Consider the following 14,722-nt stretch of genomic DNA (forward strand, 5'->3'; position numbering starts at 1 on the left):
TTATATCGAATTCTTAAAAATTCGACAGGTCTAATTTCTCTAATTCTACTTGAGTATTTTAAAATAGTAGACGTCTATGAATCTTCCTCTCACATCGTTATCGACACGTCCTCGGATTTCGATTTGATCTTTTCGACCTATTTTTCTGCCTCGCCAAATTTCTCGTTCGATGCGGACTCTTGTCGTTCCAGTGTGATCTTGAAAAATATAATGAGCTCTTCTCATATTGCCCTTGATCGAACCGGTGAGCACAACGCGAGTTCCGATGGGAGTTCTGCTTACAACACTGGCGGTTATTCCATTACCGGCTTTGACGGAATCCAGAAACTGAGCGTATGAAACGCTGCCAGAGCCTAAAAAGAAAAGGCTCAATAAGAGTGCCAACTGATGAAAGCACTGTTTTACAGAGTTCATGGGTTCAACCTCCTCATGGCGATGATCGAGCTTTTCACCGTATGCTTGCCGGAATGAAAACAACTGCTGCGCCGTGACGCTTGCGATACAGTTCCGTCATTGATCACGGCGGTTTCCTAAACGCTCGGTTATTCGTTGCACAATGAAATACAAACCCGGTGTGAGTAACAGACCAATCGTCGTTGCTGCGACCATCCCTCCAAAGATTGTCACACCCACGGCCTGACGAGCGCCAGCACCCGCGCCGGAAGAAACGATCAAAGGGATGATGCCCAGAATGAATGATACAGCTGTCATCATCACGGCGCGGAAGCGTTGCTCAGCTCCCGTCCGTGCCGCTTCACTCGCCGACAGACCTGCTTCCCGCTTTTCTTTTGCAAATTCCACAATCAGAATTGCATTCTTGGCGGCAAGGCCGATCAACAACACCATCGCAATCTGCACATAGAGGCTATTTTGCAGCCCGAAGATTTTCAGGGCTGCGACTGCTCCAAGCAATGCTGCGCCCAATGAAACAATCACCACCGCAGGCAAGGCCCAACTTTCATACTGAGCGACCAGAAAGAGATAGGCGAAAAGAAAAGCAAGGACAAAGACGATGCCTTCCTGACCGCTGCTTCTGCTTTCCTGAAAGGATAGGCCCGACCACTCATAACCATAGCCATCAGGTAGTTTTTGGGATGCCACGGTTTCCATTGCCGCCATCGCCTGGCCACTGCTCGCACCGGGAGCCGGAACCGCATTGACCTGTGCTGAGACCGAAAGGTTATAACGCGTAATGACGAAAGGGGCCAGAACGGTGGTCAAGGACACGACACTGCTCAACGGGACCATTGTTCCGTTTCGGTTTCTCACGTGGAGCTTCAAAATGTCTTCGCTATGCGCGCGAAAATCGGAATCCGCTTGCAGATTCACCTGAAAGACACGCCCATTAAGCGTAAAGTCATTGACATAGCGTGAGCCAAAATTGGCGCCGATCACCGCGTAAATATCAGACACACTGAGCCCCAGCGCTTCCGCACGGGAACGGTCAACGTCGACATAGATTTGCGGTACATTCGCATTGAAAGTCGTTGCTGCCCCGCCGATCTTTCCGTTCTGGTTAAAGTAGCCAAGCAATGCATTTGTAACCTGTGCAATTTCCTCCGTAGACTGTCCTTGCAATGCCTGGAGGCGGAAATCGAGCCCGCCAACGGACCCAATACCGGCTATCGCCGGTGGCGCAAAAACTGAGACAATGGCACCGGGAATCTGCGCGAATTGAGACCGGAGAGTGCCGATAATATTATTAAGCCGCAGCTCTTCTTTTTCCCGGTCTTCCCAGGGTAGCAATGCGGCAACCGCCATGGCGCCATTGGGCGTGCTCGTCGATTGCAGAATACTGAAGCCCGCAACCGTGATCACATCCTGAACCCCGGCGGTCTCGTTTAGCACCTTTCTGACATTCTCAACGATGCGATTGGTGCGGTCGAGCGAAGCCGCACTTGGCAGCTGGATATCAACGAACAAAGCTCCCTGATCCTCGTCAGGCAGGAAAGTGGCGGGTAGATTGACAAAAATGAGATAGGCACCGGCAAAGCAGGCCACAATGGCTGCAAGTGGCACATACCAATATTTGACGAGAATGCCCACGCCCCTGCCGTAAGCATCACGGCTTCGTTCCATGAAGTTAGTAAACCACGCCAGTGGTCCTCTCTTGAAACCGCTTTGCCCGCGCTTGAGCAGCAACGCCGCCAATGCCGGACTTAGCGTGAGGCCAACGAACGACGAAATGACCAGCGCCGATGAGATTGTCACTGCGAACTGGCGGTAGAGCTGTCCGCCAATACCCGCGAGAAACGCTGTGGGTGTGACCACGGCGAGAAGCACGAGCGTCGTTGAGATGATCGGTCCGGTGATCTGAGACATCGCCTTGCGCGTCGCATCGACAACGGTGATGTCGGGCGTGTCGTCCAGAACGTGTTTGACGTTTTCCACGACGAGAATAGCGTCATCGACGACAAGCCCGATAGCGAGAACCAAGGCCAGCAACGAAATCATATTCAACGAATAGCCTACCGCCAATAGAACCGCGACCGCACCAAGCATGGAAACCGGTATGGCAAGGGCCGAGATCAGTGTCGCGCGCCAGTCTTGCAGGAAGATAAATGTCACCGCGAGCACGATTGCAAAGGCTTCAAACAATGTGCGCGTCGTCAATTGCAAGCTAGCGTCCACAAACCGCGTTGCGTCATAAACCACGTGATATTGCAGACCTGCCGGAAATCTGGCGGAGAGCCGCTTCAGTTCGGCCTGAACGGCTGTCGCAGTCTGTATCGCATTGGCGCCGGGCGACTGATTAATCTGCAGCATCGCCGATTCATGACCAGCAAAACTGGCTCTTGAAGCATAATTGCGTGCACCAAGTTCAAGACGGGCTATGTCGCGGAGAAATACCTTGGCTCCGTCGGCGCCGGTGCGAATGACGATAGCTCCAAATTCGTCGGCATCTCGCAACCTCCCCTGTGCAACCAGCGTATATTGCAGTTCCGTTCCAACCCGCATGGGCGGCGCACCAGACTGCCCGAGGGTAGCCTGGATATTCTGGCGTTGGATTGCCGCGGAAACCTCATCAATGGTTATCCCGAGCGCATCCATTCTTTGAGGATTGAGCCAGACTCGCATCGAATATTCAGACGCGCCGGTGACACTAGCCTCACCGACACCTGCCACGCGTGAAATCGCGTCGACAATGGTCGTCGTGGTGAAGTTGGTGATCTCAAGCGCGCTCAAACTGTCATCGGGAGAATAGAAAGCGATGCCCAACACAAAATCGGGTGAGCGTGACCGAACAGAAACGCCCTGTTGTGCGACAGCGGCAGGCAGTCGCGAGATTGCCAGCTGCGCACGGTTTTGCACATTGATCTGCGCAAGTTCCGGATCAGTCCCCACTTCAAAGGTGACTGATAATGAATATTGACCGGCATTCGAGCTCGTGGATGACATATACATCATATCATCCACGCCATTGATGGCTGTTTCCAGCGGACCGCCCACAACGTCGGCAATCACTTCCGCACTCGCGCCGGGATATATCGCCGAAACAGAAACTGTTGGAGGGGTGATCTGCGGATATTGCTGGATGGGCAGTGAGAAAACGGCGATGGCGCCAGCAATGGAGATGAGAAGCGAGATAACGATTGCGAGGCGCGTTCGTCGGATGAAGGTTTCCGAAATCATTGAGCGGCCCCCGGTTCATCCGGTGACGATTCCTGAGGTGATACGGATTGCCCATCCGCAATTCTTTGCAAGCCTTCGATGACGATCGTTTCTCCTGCGCTGATCCCGTCTTTGACGGACCAATCGTTGCCGATGCGTATGCCGGTCACAATCTGCCGCCGAGTGACAGTGTTATTGTCGTTCAACACAAAGACGAACTTGCCCTCGCGGTCCTGTAGAACAGACGCCATTGGAACGATCGGCAATGTTTTTGCCGTTTCATCCAGCAGGCTTACAGCGACGGTCTGGCCCGGAACCAGAATATGGTCCGGGTTTGCAAACAGCGCGCGTACAGCAATTGTGCCCGTTTGCGGATTGACCTCGTTGTCGATGAACTGGATGTTACCTGTTGAGCCATACTGCTTGCCGTTGGCTAGGGTAAGCGTTAGTTGGAATCTGTTCAGATTAACGGCTCGACCGCGCGCCTCTTTCTGGCGAATAGCGATGAGCGTTCGATCGGTAATGGAAAAAACAACGCGGACAGGATCGAGCTGAACAATACGCGCCAGCGGTCCGGCGCTGGGGCCGACCAGATTTCCAACCGTAAACAAAGACCGGCCGATTGTGCCGTTGATCGGCGAACGGATCTGCGTGTAAGAAAGGTTCAGTCGGGCTGTATTCAATGCAGCCTCTGCGCTTTGAACGTCTGCGGAAGCGATATCGAACGCTGCCTGAGCATCATCCAGAGAGGCTTGTGACGCGGTGTTCCGGTTCGCCAGTGTGCGTGTTCGCGTCAGGGTCTGTCGGGCAGCATTCTGGGCCGCCTGTGCGCGAGCGACCTGCGCTTCTGCTGAAGTCTCCGCCGCCCGCATTTGGTCTGGTTCGATCTCAAAGAGGAGATCGCCTGTCTTGACTGCGCTTCCCTGTTCAAAGCTCTTCACTTTGAGAAAACCTGTAATCCGGGCCTGAATGTCAACGGCTTCTATTGCTTCGACTTGTCCGTTGAATTGGAGCGGGGCCGTGGAAGGCGCCGAGCCCGCCTTTCTGACGACCACCGATGGCGCGGGCTGGGTTATTGTGCTTTGTTGGGCGGCGGCAGGAGGCATGAACGACAGCAAAAGCAACCCGGAAAGGGCGACATTCGCGGAGTAATAACCGAGGGTCTTAATCAATGTCGGGTCCTCCCTGCGGTCATGCAATGACCTGTCATTCATGCATTTCGAGTACTCAGAGCTATTGCGACATAGGCAAAACCGGCAATCAGCAGGGCAATTCCAGCGATTGATCCCGATGCGAGTTCACGCGTCAAAGGCCATTTCAGGAAGAGTGCGGCGCTGGCTATCCAGGCGATGAACCCGGAGACTGCGAACCAGTACCAGCCTTTTGTGGGATGGATTTTGAACGACAAGGCAATCTGCAGAAATCCATGCACAAAAACCACAATCGCGATCAAAAGCGTTATCGCAAGCGCGCCTTTGAGTGGATTGAGATAGATCATAATTCCGCCGACCAGTTCCACCACACCCGTCAATTCTTGCCAGACAAACCCCGCCCAGCTTTTTACCCTAAGCGACTGGATGATCTTCACGAGACCAATTGCCATAAGGACCACACCGAAGACGGTGCTTGCCGCAAATTCCGAAAAAACCGGTAGAAACAGACAGAGCGCGCCTCCAGCTAACAGGAGGATGCCAATGCCAAGAAACCCCTTCCATTTCTTCTGTTCAATTGCTTTGCGCTCCAGATGACTTAATTCGTGAACTTCCATGCGTAAGCCTTTCTCTTCACGAAGTAATCCCAAGAGCATCCCCGGCTATGACCGTGTTATTAGCGACGCCATCTCACAGTCCGGACGTTGGTTATGCGTCCATCACGCGCGCGCACCGTTACATCGTAAGTTCGTCTGAAACGATCTCCACGATAGAGGAAATGACTTCCCCTACAGTCTATTGCGCGAACATTTCGGAAGCCCCGTATTCTCAACAGTCTGGCGCCCTCCGAACAGCGGATTCTGTGGCCGTTATTTATTCTGGTGCCGACCAGAGCGGATTGGTTCTGGCTGAATGCAGGACCCGGCTCGGCAAGAGAACCCACGATGGTTAAGGCTAGCAATGCAAGGATAGCGGCAATGGATCGAAACATGTTTTCCCTCCCAAGCCTTCATCGAGACGTTCTCAACTCGCTATTGATGCAAGCCTCATCGACAAGGTGCTTCAAAGACGCGACCGTGCTGATCGCGATAGCGACAATATTGAACGCCGTTTCGGGTCTGGGCGACACCAACCAAGGTTCCGGCCGCAGCACCGATTGCAGCGCCGGTGAGCGCTCCGCGCGTATTGCCGCCAATCGCAGCACCGGCGAGCCCACCGATTGCAGCGCCGCCGACACCATATCCGGCAGTTCTCTGTTCAGACGACGTACAAGCGCTTGTTCCCAAGCTGACAGCGGTAACAACCAACAAGCTGAACATATATCGGTTCATGATATCCTCCATCTGAAGCAGTAAGCGTCAGAAATAATTGCAAGTTAAGCAAGACAAAGTCAGAAAACGAAAGCGATGAGCGACGGGCCAAAACCCACGGCTAATTAACCCACCATGCTTAATTTCAGAGATCCAAATTCTGCTTTTGAATCTGGGGCAGGCGACGAAAATACTATCTGCGGTGGGGTCTGTGCCACCGATCAACGCGCACAACGCGTCCATCACGCGCCCGAACCTCAACCCGCAAGGCCTGTTGATTACGCACGCCCCGGATAACGTAGTTTGGTCGCCGGCAATCGATTTCCCGGACATTGGTAAGGCCACGCATTGCAAGACGCCGGGTAGCTTCTCTGCAAGTCAAAGATCGCCCGTTGTTCAACTCCGTACCGACAACGACGCTTCTGGGAATAGGACGCGCGTTCGCGTCAATGGAGAAAAAAAACGTAGATAACGCTGCCAGAAGGATTGCGGCTTTCGATACAGAAGAAAATGCATACATCTGTGACCCTCCATTCTGCTATGGATAATTACAGTATAACTACATTTAAAAAATAACAGCAATCGTTTTTATATAATAAGTAGCCTGTCTTGGATTCAGACTATCTTTAACGCGTTGATCGGGGAAGCACCCCCCGGTGTGCATCGCGCCTGCCCAGGTATTTCACTATGCAGCTTCCTGTAAGGGAGGCGAAGGCCTCTAACGGGAGCATGCCCGAAGCTTTGGATGAACGCCCCCGCGCGCAAAATTATTTCTGTTCTTGTCGTCAATCAAACAAGAACGGATTTGCTATGTTGAAAACGTTCGACCTTAGAGCCTGTTCCAAAAGTCGCCCTGTGTAGCTGCAAATGGCAATTTTCTGCGTTCCGGTGCTCACGTACCTTGAGTACGCTCCGCTCCGGTACTCGAAAATCACCATTTTCGCACACACATGCCGCTTTTTTGATTCAGGCTCTTAGCGCCGCGAGAAGGCGCGCGCTTATTCATAGAGCTGGCGGTAGCGCTCCCGCAGGATATTCTTTTGCACCTTACCCATAGTGTTTCGAGGCAGCTCGTCTACAAACAGAATTCGCTTCGGCAGTTTGTAGCGCGCCAGTCGTTCGCTCAAAGCCGCCAGCACTTGGTTTTCCTCTAACGAAGAGCCAGTTTTTTTAACAACAACAGCTGTGGTGCCTTCGCCAAAATCCTTATGTGGCAGGCCAATAACTGCGCTCTCAAACACGCCATCCAACAGATCGATTTCGCTCTCGATTTCTTTTGGATAGATATTATAGCCACCCGATATCACGAGGTCCTTGCCTCGACCCACAATGTGAATATATCCCCTCTCATCGATAAGACCGAGATCGCCTGTGATGAAGAAGCCATCGTCTCGGAATTCCGCCTTGGTCTTTTCCGGCATATTCCAATAGCCTTTGAATACATTCGGCCCTTTGACCTCCAGCATCCCGGTCTCTCCGTCCGGGAGTGCCGTGCCACTTTCCATGTCTACCACGCGAATATTCACACCGGGCAGGGGAAGGCCCACGGTTCCTGCTACTCGATCTCCGCGATAGGGATTGGAGGTGTTCATGTTGGTTTCCGTCATGCCATAGCGTTCCAGAATGGCATGCCCTGTATTTTCGAAAAAAGTCTGGTGGGTCTCGTTCAGAAGAGGAGCGGACCCCGAGATGAAGAGCCGCATACGTGCGGTGCTTTCACGGTTTATGCGCGCATCCTGCGACAAGCGCACATAGAACGTCGGAACCCCCATCAACACGGTTGTTTTGGGTAGGCGAGCGACGATTTGGTCCGGGTCGAATTTTGGCAACAGAAACATTGATGCGCCTGAGATCAAGGTTACATTGCTTGCGACAAACAGGCCGTGCGTATGAAAAATCGGCAACGCGTGGATGAGCCGGTCTGCCGAGGTAAAGTGCCAGCTATCGCGCAGCGTCAATGCGTTGGAAAGCAGATTGCCATGACTGAGCATCGCGCCCTTTGAGCGTCCAGTCGTGCCTGACGTGTAAAGAATGGCGGCAAGATCGTCCGGTCCGCGATCGACATCGTTAAATTGTGGCTCGGCATCTTCTGCGCGGTCCATCAAAGAGCCGCCGCCCGTTTCGTCCAGCGTTTCAAGAACTGCGCCGCAGGCGCGGACCGTTTCGGCAAGCTTTTCCGCATTCTGCGGTGAGACGACCACAACGGATGGCTTGGCGTCGTTAAAAAAGTAATCAAGTTCGGCGACCGTATAGCCCGTGTTTAGCGGCAGATAGACAGCGCCACATCGCAAGCAGGCCAGATAAAGCATTAAGGCTTCGGCACTTTTTTCAACCTGAACGGCGATACGGTCGCCGGGTTCAACGCCGCACTCAACCAGCACATTGGCAAGACGTGCGGATAGCGCCAGCATATCCTCATATGTCCAGATCTTTCCCGCTTGTGTTTCTATGAAGGTCGCGTCGGTGGTGGAAATTGCGCTGCGAATGGCATCAAACAGGTGATTAGGCATATGTTGTTCCCGGGGAATTTTTGGATGCTTTTAGAGGAGGCTGTACCGATGGTGATTTGTGGATGTTCGCAGAGGTGCCGACCTCTCCTCTTTCGGCATGAGCTTCGTAATTGCGCTCGATGTAATCAAGCTTTTAAAGATAATTGACCATCAATCCATGGGATTCTGGCATAGTTTTGGCGGAAACATCTCCATATAATTGAGGCGCTCCAGGCGGGCGCCATTGCCAAGGTGGAAGCGGGCGACCGGGTCGATAAGCCGTCCGTTAGCCGTGCGTGCGGGCAGCAAATAATACACGGCCGCGCGCAAAAACAGCGGTCGGATTTCTGCTAAGCGGTAGTCAACGGCTGACCGCGGCCTTGCTGGCGGCTGCTCCTGCGTGAGATCTATCGGCGCGCGGACAGTTTCTGTCACTCGCGCGCTTCCCAGTTAGCCGAATTGTTCAATGTTGCGCGCCGTAATGGCGCGCCGTTAATCTTCGACCCACCGGCGTTCGGATGCCGCAAGATGGGCATGCATGGCGGCTTGCGCTGCAAACGGGTCTTTTGCCCTGAGGGCAGTCAAAATCGCGCGATGTTCTTCAACCGCCAGCCGCCAGGTATTCGGCGTCTCCGTATGCCTTTGCATGCGTTCGGAGATTGGGCTGTGTCTCTCATCGAAGAGCTTGATCACCAGATTGGTCAGAACGCTGTTTCCCACTGCCGATGCAAGGCTGATGTGAAACCTTCGATCATGTTCCAAAGGCTTTCGATTGATATCGATATCCCGCAACATCGCTTCAAGGATATTCTCCAGTTCTGACAATGCCGGCTCGCTGATGCGTGCCGCACATTGCGCGATCAAGCCACATTCTATCAAAACGCGCGCCTGCATCAATTCAGCGGGGCTTTCACCCAATGATTGTTCATTCAGTTCCGATCCGGTGGGGTTCAGGACATAGATACCTGATCCTGATCGAATATCGATGACCCCCTCGATTTCGAGCGCAATAAGCGCTTCGCGAAGCGACGGGCGTGAGATTCCCAATTGCTGCGCAAGTTCCCGTTCAGCCGGTAACCTCGACCCAGCCGTCAGTGAACCGGCGTCGATAAGCGCGCGGATTTGGTCGGCGATCTGTTGATAGACACGTCTCGTTTCAAGCATGCGGTAAGACCAAATTTGTTGTGAACGGATTGCTTCACCACTATTTTCCTTATTTTAGCGCTATTCTCAAGAAATTTCGATAAAGTGGCTTGACCAGATTTCTCTTTTCCCCCTATCAAATGACAACTTTTTCAGAGCACCAGGAGGAGGAGCGCGATGAGAGGTCATTCTGCAAAGAAGCCATCTGAAACGGCTCGCGTGCTGCTCACGCTCGAAGATGTGTCGAAAGAATTTCCAGGCGTAAAGGCTCTTTCGGGCGTTAGCTTCGATCTGCGCGCCGGAGAGGTTCACGCTGTCTGCGGAGAAAATGGCGCTGGCAAATCGACGCTGATGAAAATCATCAGCGGCGTATACCAACCAAATTCAGGTTCGATCACCTATAAGGGATCGCCGGTTCAGTTCGCTTCGACGCTGGAGTCGGAAGCAGCTGGCATCGCTATCATCCATCAGGAACTCAACCTCGTGCCGCATTTGAGCGTTGCGGAGAATATCTATCTCGCACGTGAACCCCGGCGAGGCTTTCTGGTTGATCGAAAGAAGTTGATCGCAGATGCCAAGCGCTGTCTGGATCGGCTTGGGGTTAATATTGATCCGAACGTGCAGGTGCGGACGCTATCGGTTGCCCAGTGTCAGATGGTCGAAATCGCGAAAGCGCTTTCGCTCGACGCGAACGTGCTGATTATGGATGAGCCCACCTCGTCTTTGACCGAACAGGAAGCACAGCTTCTCTTCAAGGTAATCCGTGACCTGAAAAGCCAGGGCACCGGCATTATCTATATCTCTCACCGGCTGGATGAGATGCAGGAGATCGTTGATCGCGTTACAGTTTTGCGCGATGGGCGATATGTTTCAACGGACGATTTTGCCGACCTCACCGTCGACGAAATCGTTGCGCGCATGGTTGGGCGCTCGCTGGAGGACAAGTTTCCGGAGCCGACCCGTCAGCCTGCTGATGAAGTCATATTCTCCGTAAAAGGCCTCACAAGACGCGATGTTTTTGAGGATATCAGCTTTGATATTCGTCGTGGCGAGATTCTCGGCTTTGCAGGGTTGATGGGTGCAGGGCGAACCGAAGTGGCGCGCGCAATTTTCGGCGCCGATCCGCTTGATGCGGGCACGATCATGCTCGACGGCAGTGAATTGAAAATCACAGATCCACGCAGTGGTATCGATGCCGGCATCGCTTACCTGTCTGAAGATCGCAAAGCTCAAGGTTTGGCCATCGCGATGCCTGTCGATGCCAATCTGGTCATGGCACGCATGCAGGCGGTTAGTAACAGTCTCGGTGTCATCGACCGCAAGCAAGAGCGGGATGCGAGCCAGCATTACGTCGATCTCCTGAGCATCAAGACTCCGAGCCTCCATCAGCCGGTTCGTCTTTTGTCGGGTGGCAATCAGCAGAAAATCATCATCGGCAAATGGCTGTTTCGTGAGCCGCGAGTCATGTTTTTCGACGAGCCGACACGTGGCATCGACGTTGGAGCGAAATTTGCGATCTATCAGATCATGGATGAGCTTGCGGCGCGCGGTATCGCTGTCGTTTTGATAAGTTCCGAATTGCCGGAAGTGCTTGGGATGTCTGATCGCATCGCTGTCTTCCATGGCGGGCGTATCGCTGCGACTCTCAAAACACGCGACACCAATCAGGAAGAGATCATGCATTACGCGTCCGGCAGTGGTCGACGCGGCGAATAAGGATAATCAGCATGACGGAAGTAACCAACGGTAAACCGGTAGAGCAGGGCCAAGTTTCGGCAGATAAGGGACGACGCCTTAGCGAGCGGCAGAAGGATATCATCCAGAAATTTGCAGCACTTGGCAGTCTTGTCGTGCTTGCTGCAATCTTCTCCGCGACGAGCAGCGCCTTTTTCTCCGTCGGCAATGGCATGACAATTGCGCTTCAGGTCACGTCGATTGCTTTGCTCGGTATTGGTGCGACCTATGTGATCATTACGGGTGGTATCGATCTTTCCGTTGGCTCGGTGCTCGCGCTCGCTGGCGTTGTGGCTGCACTTGCCGTCAAGGAACTGCAGCTTCCCATCTGGATTTCGATGCTGCTCGGCATTTTGACCGGGTCGCTTTGCGGCCTGATCAATGGTCTCGCTGTCACCAAGTTGCGGCTGCCTCCCTTTATTGCCACTCTTGGCATGATGTTGATTGCCCGTGGTGTTGCCTTGCAGATCACAGGCGCCCGCGCCGTGTCGGGACTGGGAGAAAGCTTCGGTGTTCTGGGTAACGGTTCGCTGTTTCGGATGGAGTCGATCGATGAACAGGGGTTTCCGGTCGTCACTTTTCCGGGTATCCCGTATCCCGTTGTCCTGATGATTGTGATTGCCATCATCGCCGCGTTTGTTCTCAATCGCACCGTCTTTGGCCGTCATATCTATGCCATTGGGTCCAATGCCGTTGCAGCGCGTCTGTCGGGCGTCAACGTCTCCCGGATCACGATCTACACCTACCTGATTTCCGGCACGCTGGCTGGGCTGACCGGTTGTGTGTTGATGTCGAGACTTGTCACCGCGCAGCCGAATGAAGGCGTCATGTACGAACTTGACGCCATCGCCAGCGCAGTCATTGGCGGCACATCATTGATTGGCGGGGTCGGTACGATCTCCGGAACCTTCATCGGCGCATTCGTCATCGGCATTTTGCGTAACGGTTTGAACATGAATGGCGTCTCAGCCTTCACGCAGCAGATCATCATCGGCCTTGTTATTCTGGTCACCGTCTGGATCGACCAATTGCGCAATCGTCGCTGAAGAGGAGGACGGGAAGGATAGGGCCTTCCCCCGTTTCGAACTCCGGTCGGGTTCGGTTAGTTGGAGGAAAACATGGGTAAATTTAAAACTGCGCTTCTCGCTTCGGTCATGGTCTTCGGCGGTTTGTCCACTGCTTCAGCCGGTGAAATTGCGGTTATCGTCAAAACGGTCAATTCGACCTTCTGGCAGAACGTTCAGAAGGGCGCCGATGCCGCCATTGCCGAGGCAAAGGGCGAGCACACAATGACGTTCCAGGGACCTGCATCGGAATCCGCTATTGCTGATCAGGTCAACATGGTCGAAAATGCCGTCAACCGCAAAGTCGACGCCATTCTCCTTGCACCGTCTGATCCCGATGCGCTCGTACCAGCCGTGAAGAAGGCTTGGGAAGCGCGTATCCCGGTTGTCATCATCGACAGCCAGCTCGCCAGCGGTGCCGAGAAATACTATCAGTCCTTCTTGGCGACGGATAATAAGAAGGCTGGCGAACTCGCCGCGAAGGCTCTGATCGATAAGGTCGGAACGACGGGCAAGATCGCCGTCATGTCCTATGTTGCTGGCGCCGGATCGGAAATCGGTCGTGTGGGCGGCTTTACCGACTACATTAAGGCTAACTCGAAGCTGGAAATCGTCGGCCCATACTATTCGCAGTCGCAGATGGCTACCGCGCTTAACCAGACGACCGATGTTCTTGCTGCCAACAGTGACCTGAAGGGTATTTTTGGCGCAAACGAGCCGACCGCAATCGGCATGGGCCGGGCGATCAAGCAGGCCGGCAAGGCGGGCAAGGTTACTGCAATCGGTTTCGACGGAAATCAGGATTTGCAGGAATTCGTCAAGGACGGCACGCTGGCTGCAACCGTTGTCCAGGGCTCCTACCAGATGGGCGATATCGGCGTTGCAACGCTGCTGAAGCTGCTCAACAAGGAAAAGGTCGAAAAGACGATCGATACTGGCGTCGTTGTTGTCACAAAGGACAATGTCGACAAGCCGGAAGCGAAGAACGTTCTTTACTAAGTCAAAGCCGGCGCGCGGAGCATATCCGCGCGCTCTTTTTCGGTCAGATTGGGGAATTCAGCACATCATGAAGGTTTCAGACAGACGCAAATTGCGCAATCGTGACGTCTCGTTCACGCTTATGGGTCTTGGCTGCGCCCAGATGGGCAATCTCTATCGGGTGACGAGTTATCAGGAATCTCTGAGTGCTTTCGATGCAGCTTGGAATGCTGGTATCCGTTATTTCGATACGGCGCCTTTTTATGGCTATACGCGTTCAGAGCGCCGCCTTGGCACGATGGTGACGGAGCACAAGCGCGACGAGTATGTGCTTAGCACCAAGGTTGGGCGCATCATGGTGCCGGATGAGACGGTCGGGCCGGAAGAAGACGCTTACGTCGAGCCGCTGCCTTTCCGACCGAATTATGATTACAGCTACGATGCAATCATGCGTTCCTTCGAAGCAAGCCGCCAGCGCATTGGCGTGTTCGCTCCTGACGTGCTGTATATTCACGATATTGGACGCGCCACCCACGGCGATCGTCATCAGCACTATTGGGACCAGCTGACCAAGGGCGGCGGGTTCAAGGCGCTTGGAGAACTGCGTTCTGCGGGCTTGGTAAAGGCCGTTGGTCTGGGCGTCAACGAATGGCAGGTCGTTTCCGACACGATGCAGGAATTCGACATCGACGTTTCGATGCTTGCTGGCCGCTACACCTTGCTGGAGCAGGACAGCCTTGCACTTCTCGACCGTTGCCACCGCGACGGCGTTGGTATCGTCGTGGCCGGTGCTTTCAATTCCGGCCTTCTGGCGGGCAATCGGAAGTTCAACTATGCCGAGGCGCCGACCGATCTTCTGGCGCGTGTCGATGCAATCCAGGCGGCATGCGAATCCGAGGGCGTTACCATGCAAGCCGCGGCGTTAGCCTTCCCGACACTGCATCCAGCTGTGGTCACGGTCGTTTCGGGCGCCCGCAATGGAGAGCAGATGAAGGCAAATGTCGATTGGTTCGAGCAGGAAATTCCGGCCACCTTCTGGGCTCGCCTGAAGGACAAAGGCGTCATTTCCGCCGACGCACCGATCGGTAGCAACTAAGCAGGTCAGTAACTGATGCGCTCTGGTCGTTTTCATATCAGAGCGCACAGGGTGGGCTCGAAAATTTGTCATCTGGCTAGTTTTTGATCAGGCTCGCTTTGCCTGAATGAGACCCTAAGCGTTTTGTGGCGCTTGAGCGAATTAC

Annotated in this window: 12 protein-coding genes; 4 read left to right on the top strand and 8 right to left on the bottom strand. The window is 53.9% G+C overall.

The genetic code is table 11. From position 1 onward, the window contains the following. Positions 1 to 45 precede the first annotated feature (45 nt). From ABWW11_RS11460 to ABWW11_RS11495, 8 genes are all read right to left on the bottom strand, one after another. Entirely contained in the window at positions 46 to 414 is a 369-nt protein-coding gene (locus ABWW11_RS11460) for a YgiW/YdeI family stress tolerance OB fold protein (RefSeq protein WP_109366121.1), read from the bottom strand. A 96-nt stretch (positions 415 to 510) separates the two neighbouring features. Next, complete coding sequence (locus ABWW11_RS11465; RefSeq protein ID WP_109366120.1) at positions 511 to 3,633, bottom strand: efflux RND transporter permease subunit; 3,123 nt, start codon at positions 3,631 to 3,633, stop codon at positions 511 to 513. After that, positions 3,630 to 4,784 (bottom strand): efflux RND transporter periplasmic adaptor subunit, encoded by a 1,155-nt coding sequence (locus ABWW11_RS11470; protein ID WP_244597046.1) that lies wholly within the window; start codon positions 4,782 to 4,784, stop codon positions 3,630 to 3,632. The genes ABWW11_RS11465 and ABWW11_RS11470 overlap by 4 nt, the downstream gene beginning before the upstream one ends. Positions 4,785 to 4,822: 38 nt before the next feature. Further along, positions 4,823 to 5,380, bottom strand: coding sequence for an HdeD family acid-resistance protein (locus ABWW11_RS11475; protein ID WP_109366118.1), 558 nt, complete (start codon positions 5,378 to 5,380; stop codon positions 4,823 to 4,825). A 429-nt stretch (positions 5,381 to 5,809) separates the two neighbouring features. Further along, the gene (locus ABWW11_RS11480; protein ID WP_109366116.1) at positions 5,810 to 6,094 is read right to left on the bottom strand and encodes a YMGG-like glycine zipper-containing protein; all 285 of its coding nucleotides are present in this window, start codon (positions 6,092 to 6,094) and stop codon (positions 5,810 to 5,812) included. Between the two features lie 977 nt (positions 6,095 to 7,071). Continuing rightward, positions 7,072 to 8,583, bottom strand: a complete 1,512-nt coding sequence (locus ABWW11_RS11485; protein ID WP_109366115.1) for a malonate--CoA ligase — start codon at positions 8,581 to 8,583, stop codon at positions 7,072 to 7,074. Positions 8,584 to 8,733: 150 nt separating this feature from the next. After that, positions 8,734 to 8,997, bottom strand: a complete 264-nt coding sequence (locus ABWW11_RS11490) for a malonyl-CoA decarboxylase domain-containing protein (RefSeq protein ID WP_244597045.1) — start codon at positions 8,995 to 8,997, stop codon at positions 8,734 to 8,736. Positions 8,998 to 9,054: 57 nt separating this feature from the next. Further along, positions 9,055 to 9,726 (bottom strand): FadR/GntR family transcriptional regulator, encoded by a 672-nt coding sequence (locus ABWW11_RS11495; protein ID WP_109366114.1) that lies wholly within the window; start codon positions 9,724 to 9,726, stop codon positions 9,055 to 9,057. A gap of 156 nt (positions 9,727 to 9,882) precedes the next feature. On the opposite strand from ABWW11_RS11495, the gene ABWW11_RS11500 reads away from it, so the two are divergent. From ABWW11_RS11500 to ABWW11_RS11515, 4 genes are all read left to right on the top strand, one after another. Continuing rightward, positions 9,883 to 11,421 carry a sugar ABC transporter ATP-binding protein gene (locus ABWW11_RS11500; RefSeq protein ID WP_109366113.1) on the top strand — a complete coding sequence of 513 codons (1,539 nt, stop codon included), beginning with the start codon at positions 9,883 to 9,885 and terminating at the stop codon, positions 11,419 to 11,421. Between the two features lie 11 nt (positions 11,422 to 11,432). Then, the gene (locus ABWW11_RS11505; RefSeq protein ID WP_109366112.1) at positions 11,433 to 12,485 is read left to right on the top strand and encodes an ABC transporter permease; all 1,053 of its coding nucleotides are present in this window, start codon (positions 11,433 to 11,435) and stop codon (positions 12,483 to 12,485) included. Positions 12,486 to 12,557: 72 nt separating this feature from the next. Then, entirely contained in the window at positions 12,558 to 13,502 is a 945-nt protein-coding gene (locus tag ABWW11_RS11510; RefSeq protein ID WP_109366111.1) for an ABC transporter substrate-binding protein, read from the top strand. Between the two features lie 67 nt (positions 13,503 to 13,569). After that, on the top strand, positions 13,570 to 14,577 hold the full coding sequence (locus ABWW11_RS11515; protein ID WP_109366110.1) for an aldo/keto reductase: 1,008 nt from the start codon (positions 13,570 to 13,572) through the stop codon (positions 14,575 to 14,577). Positions 14,578 to 14,722 lie beyond the last annotated feature (145 nt).

The organism is Brucella sp. NBRC 113783, assembly GCF_040372265.1.
Lineage (GTDB): Bacteria > Pseudomonadota > Alphaproteobacteria > Rhizobiales > Rhizobiaceae > Brucella > Brucella teleogrylli.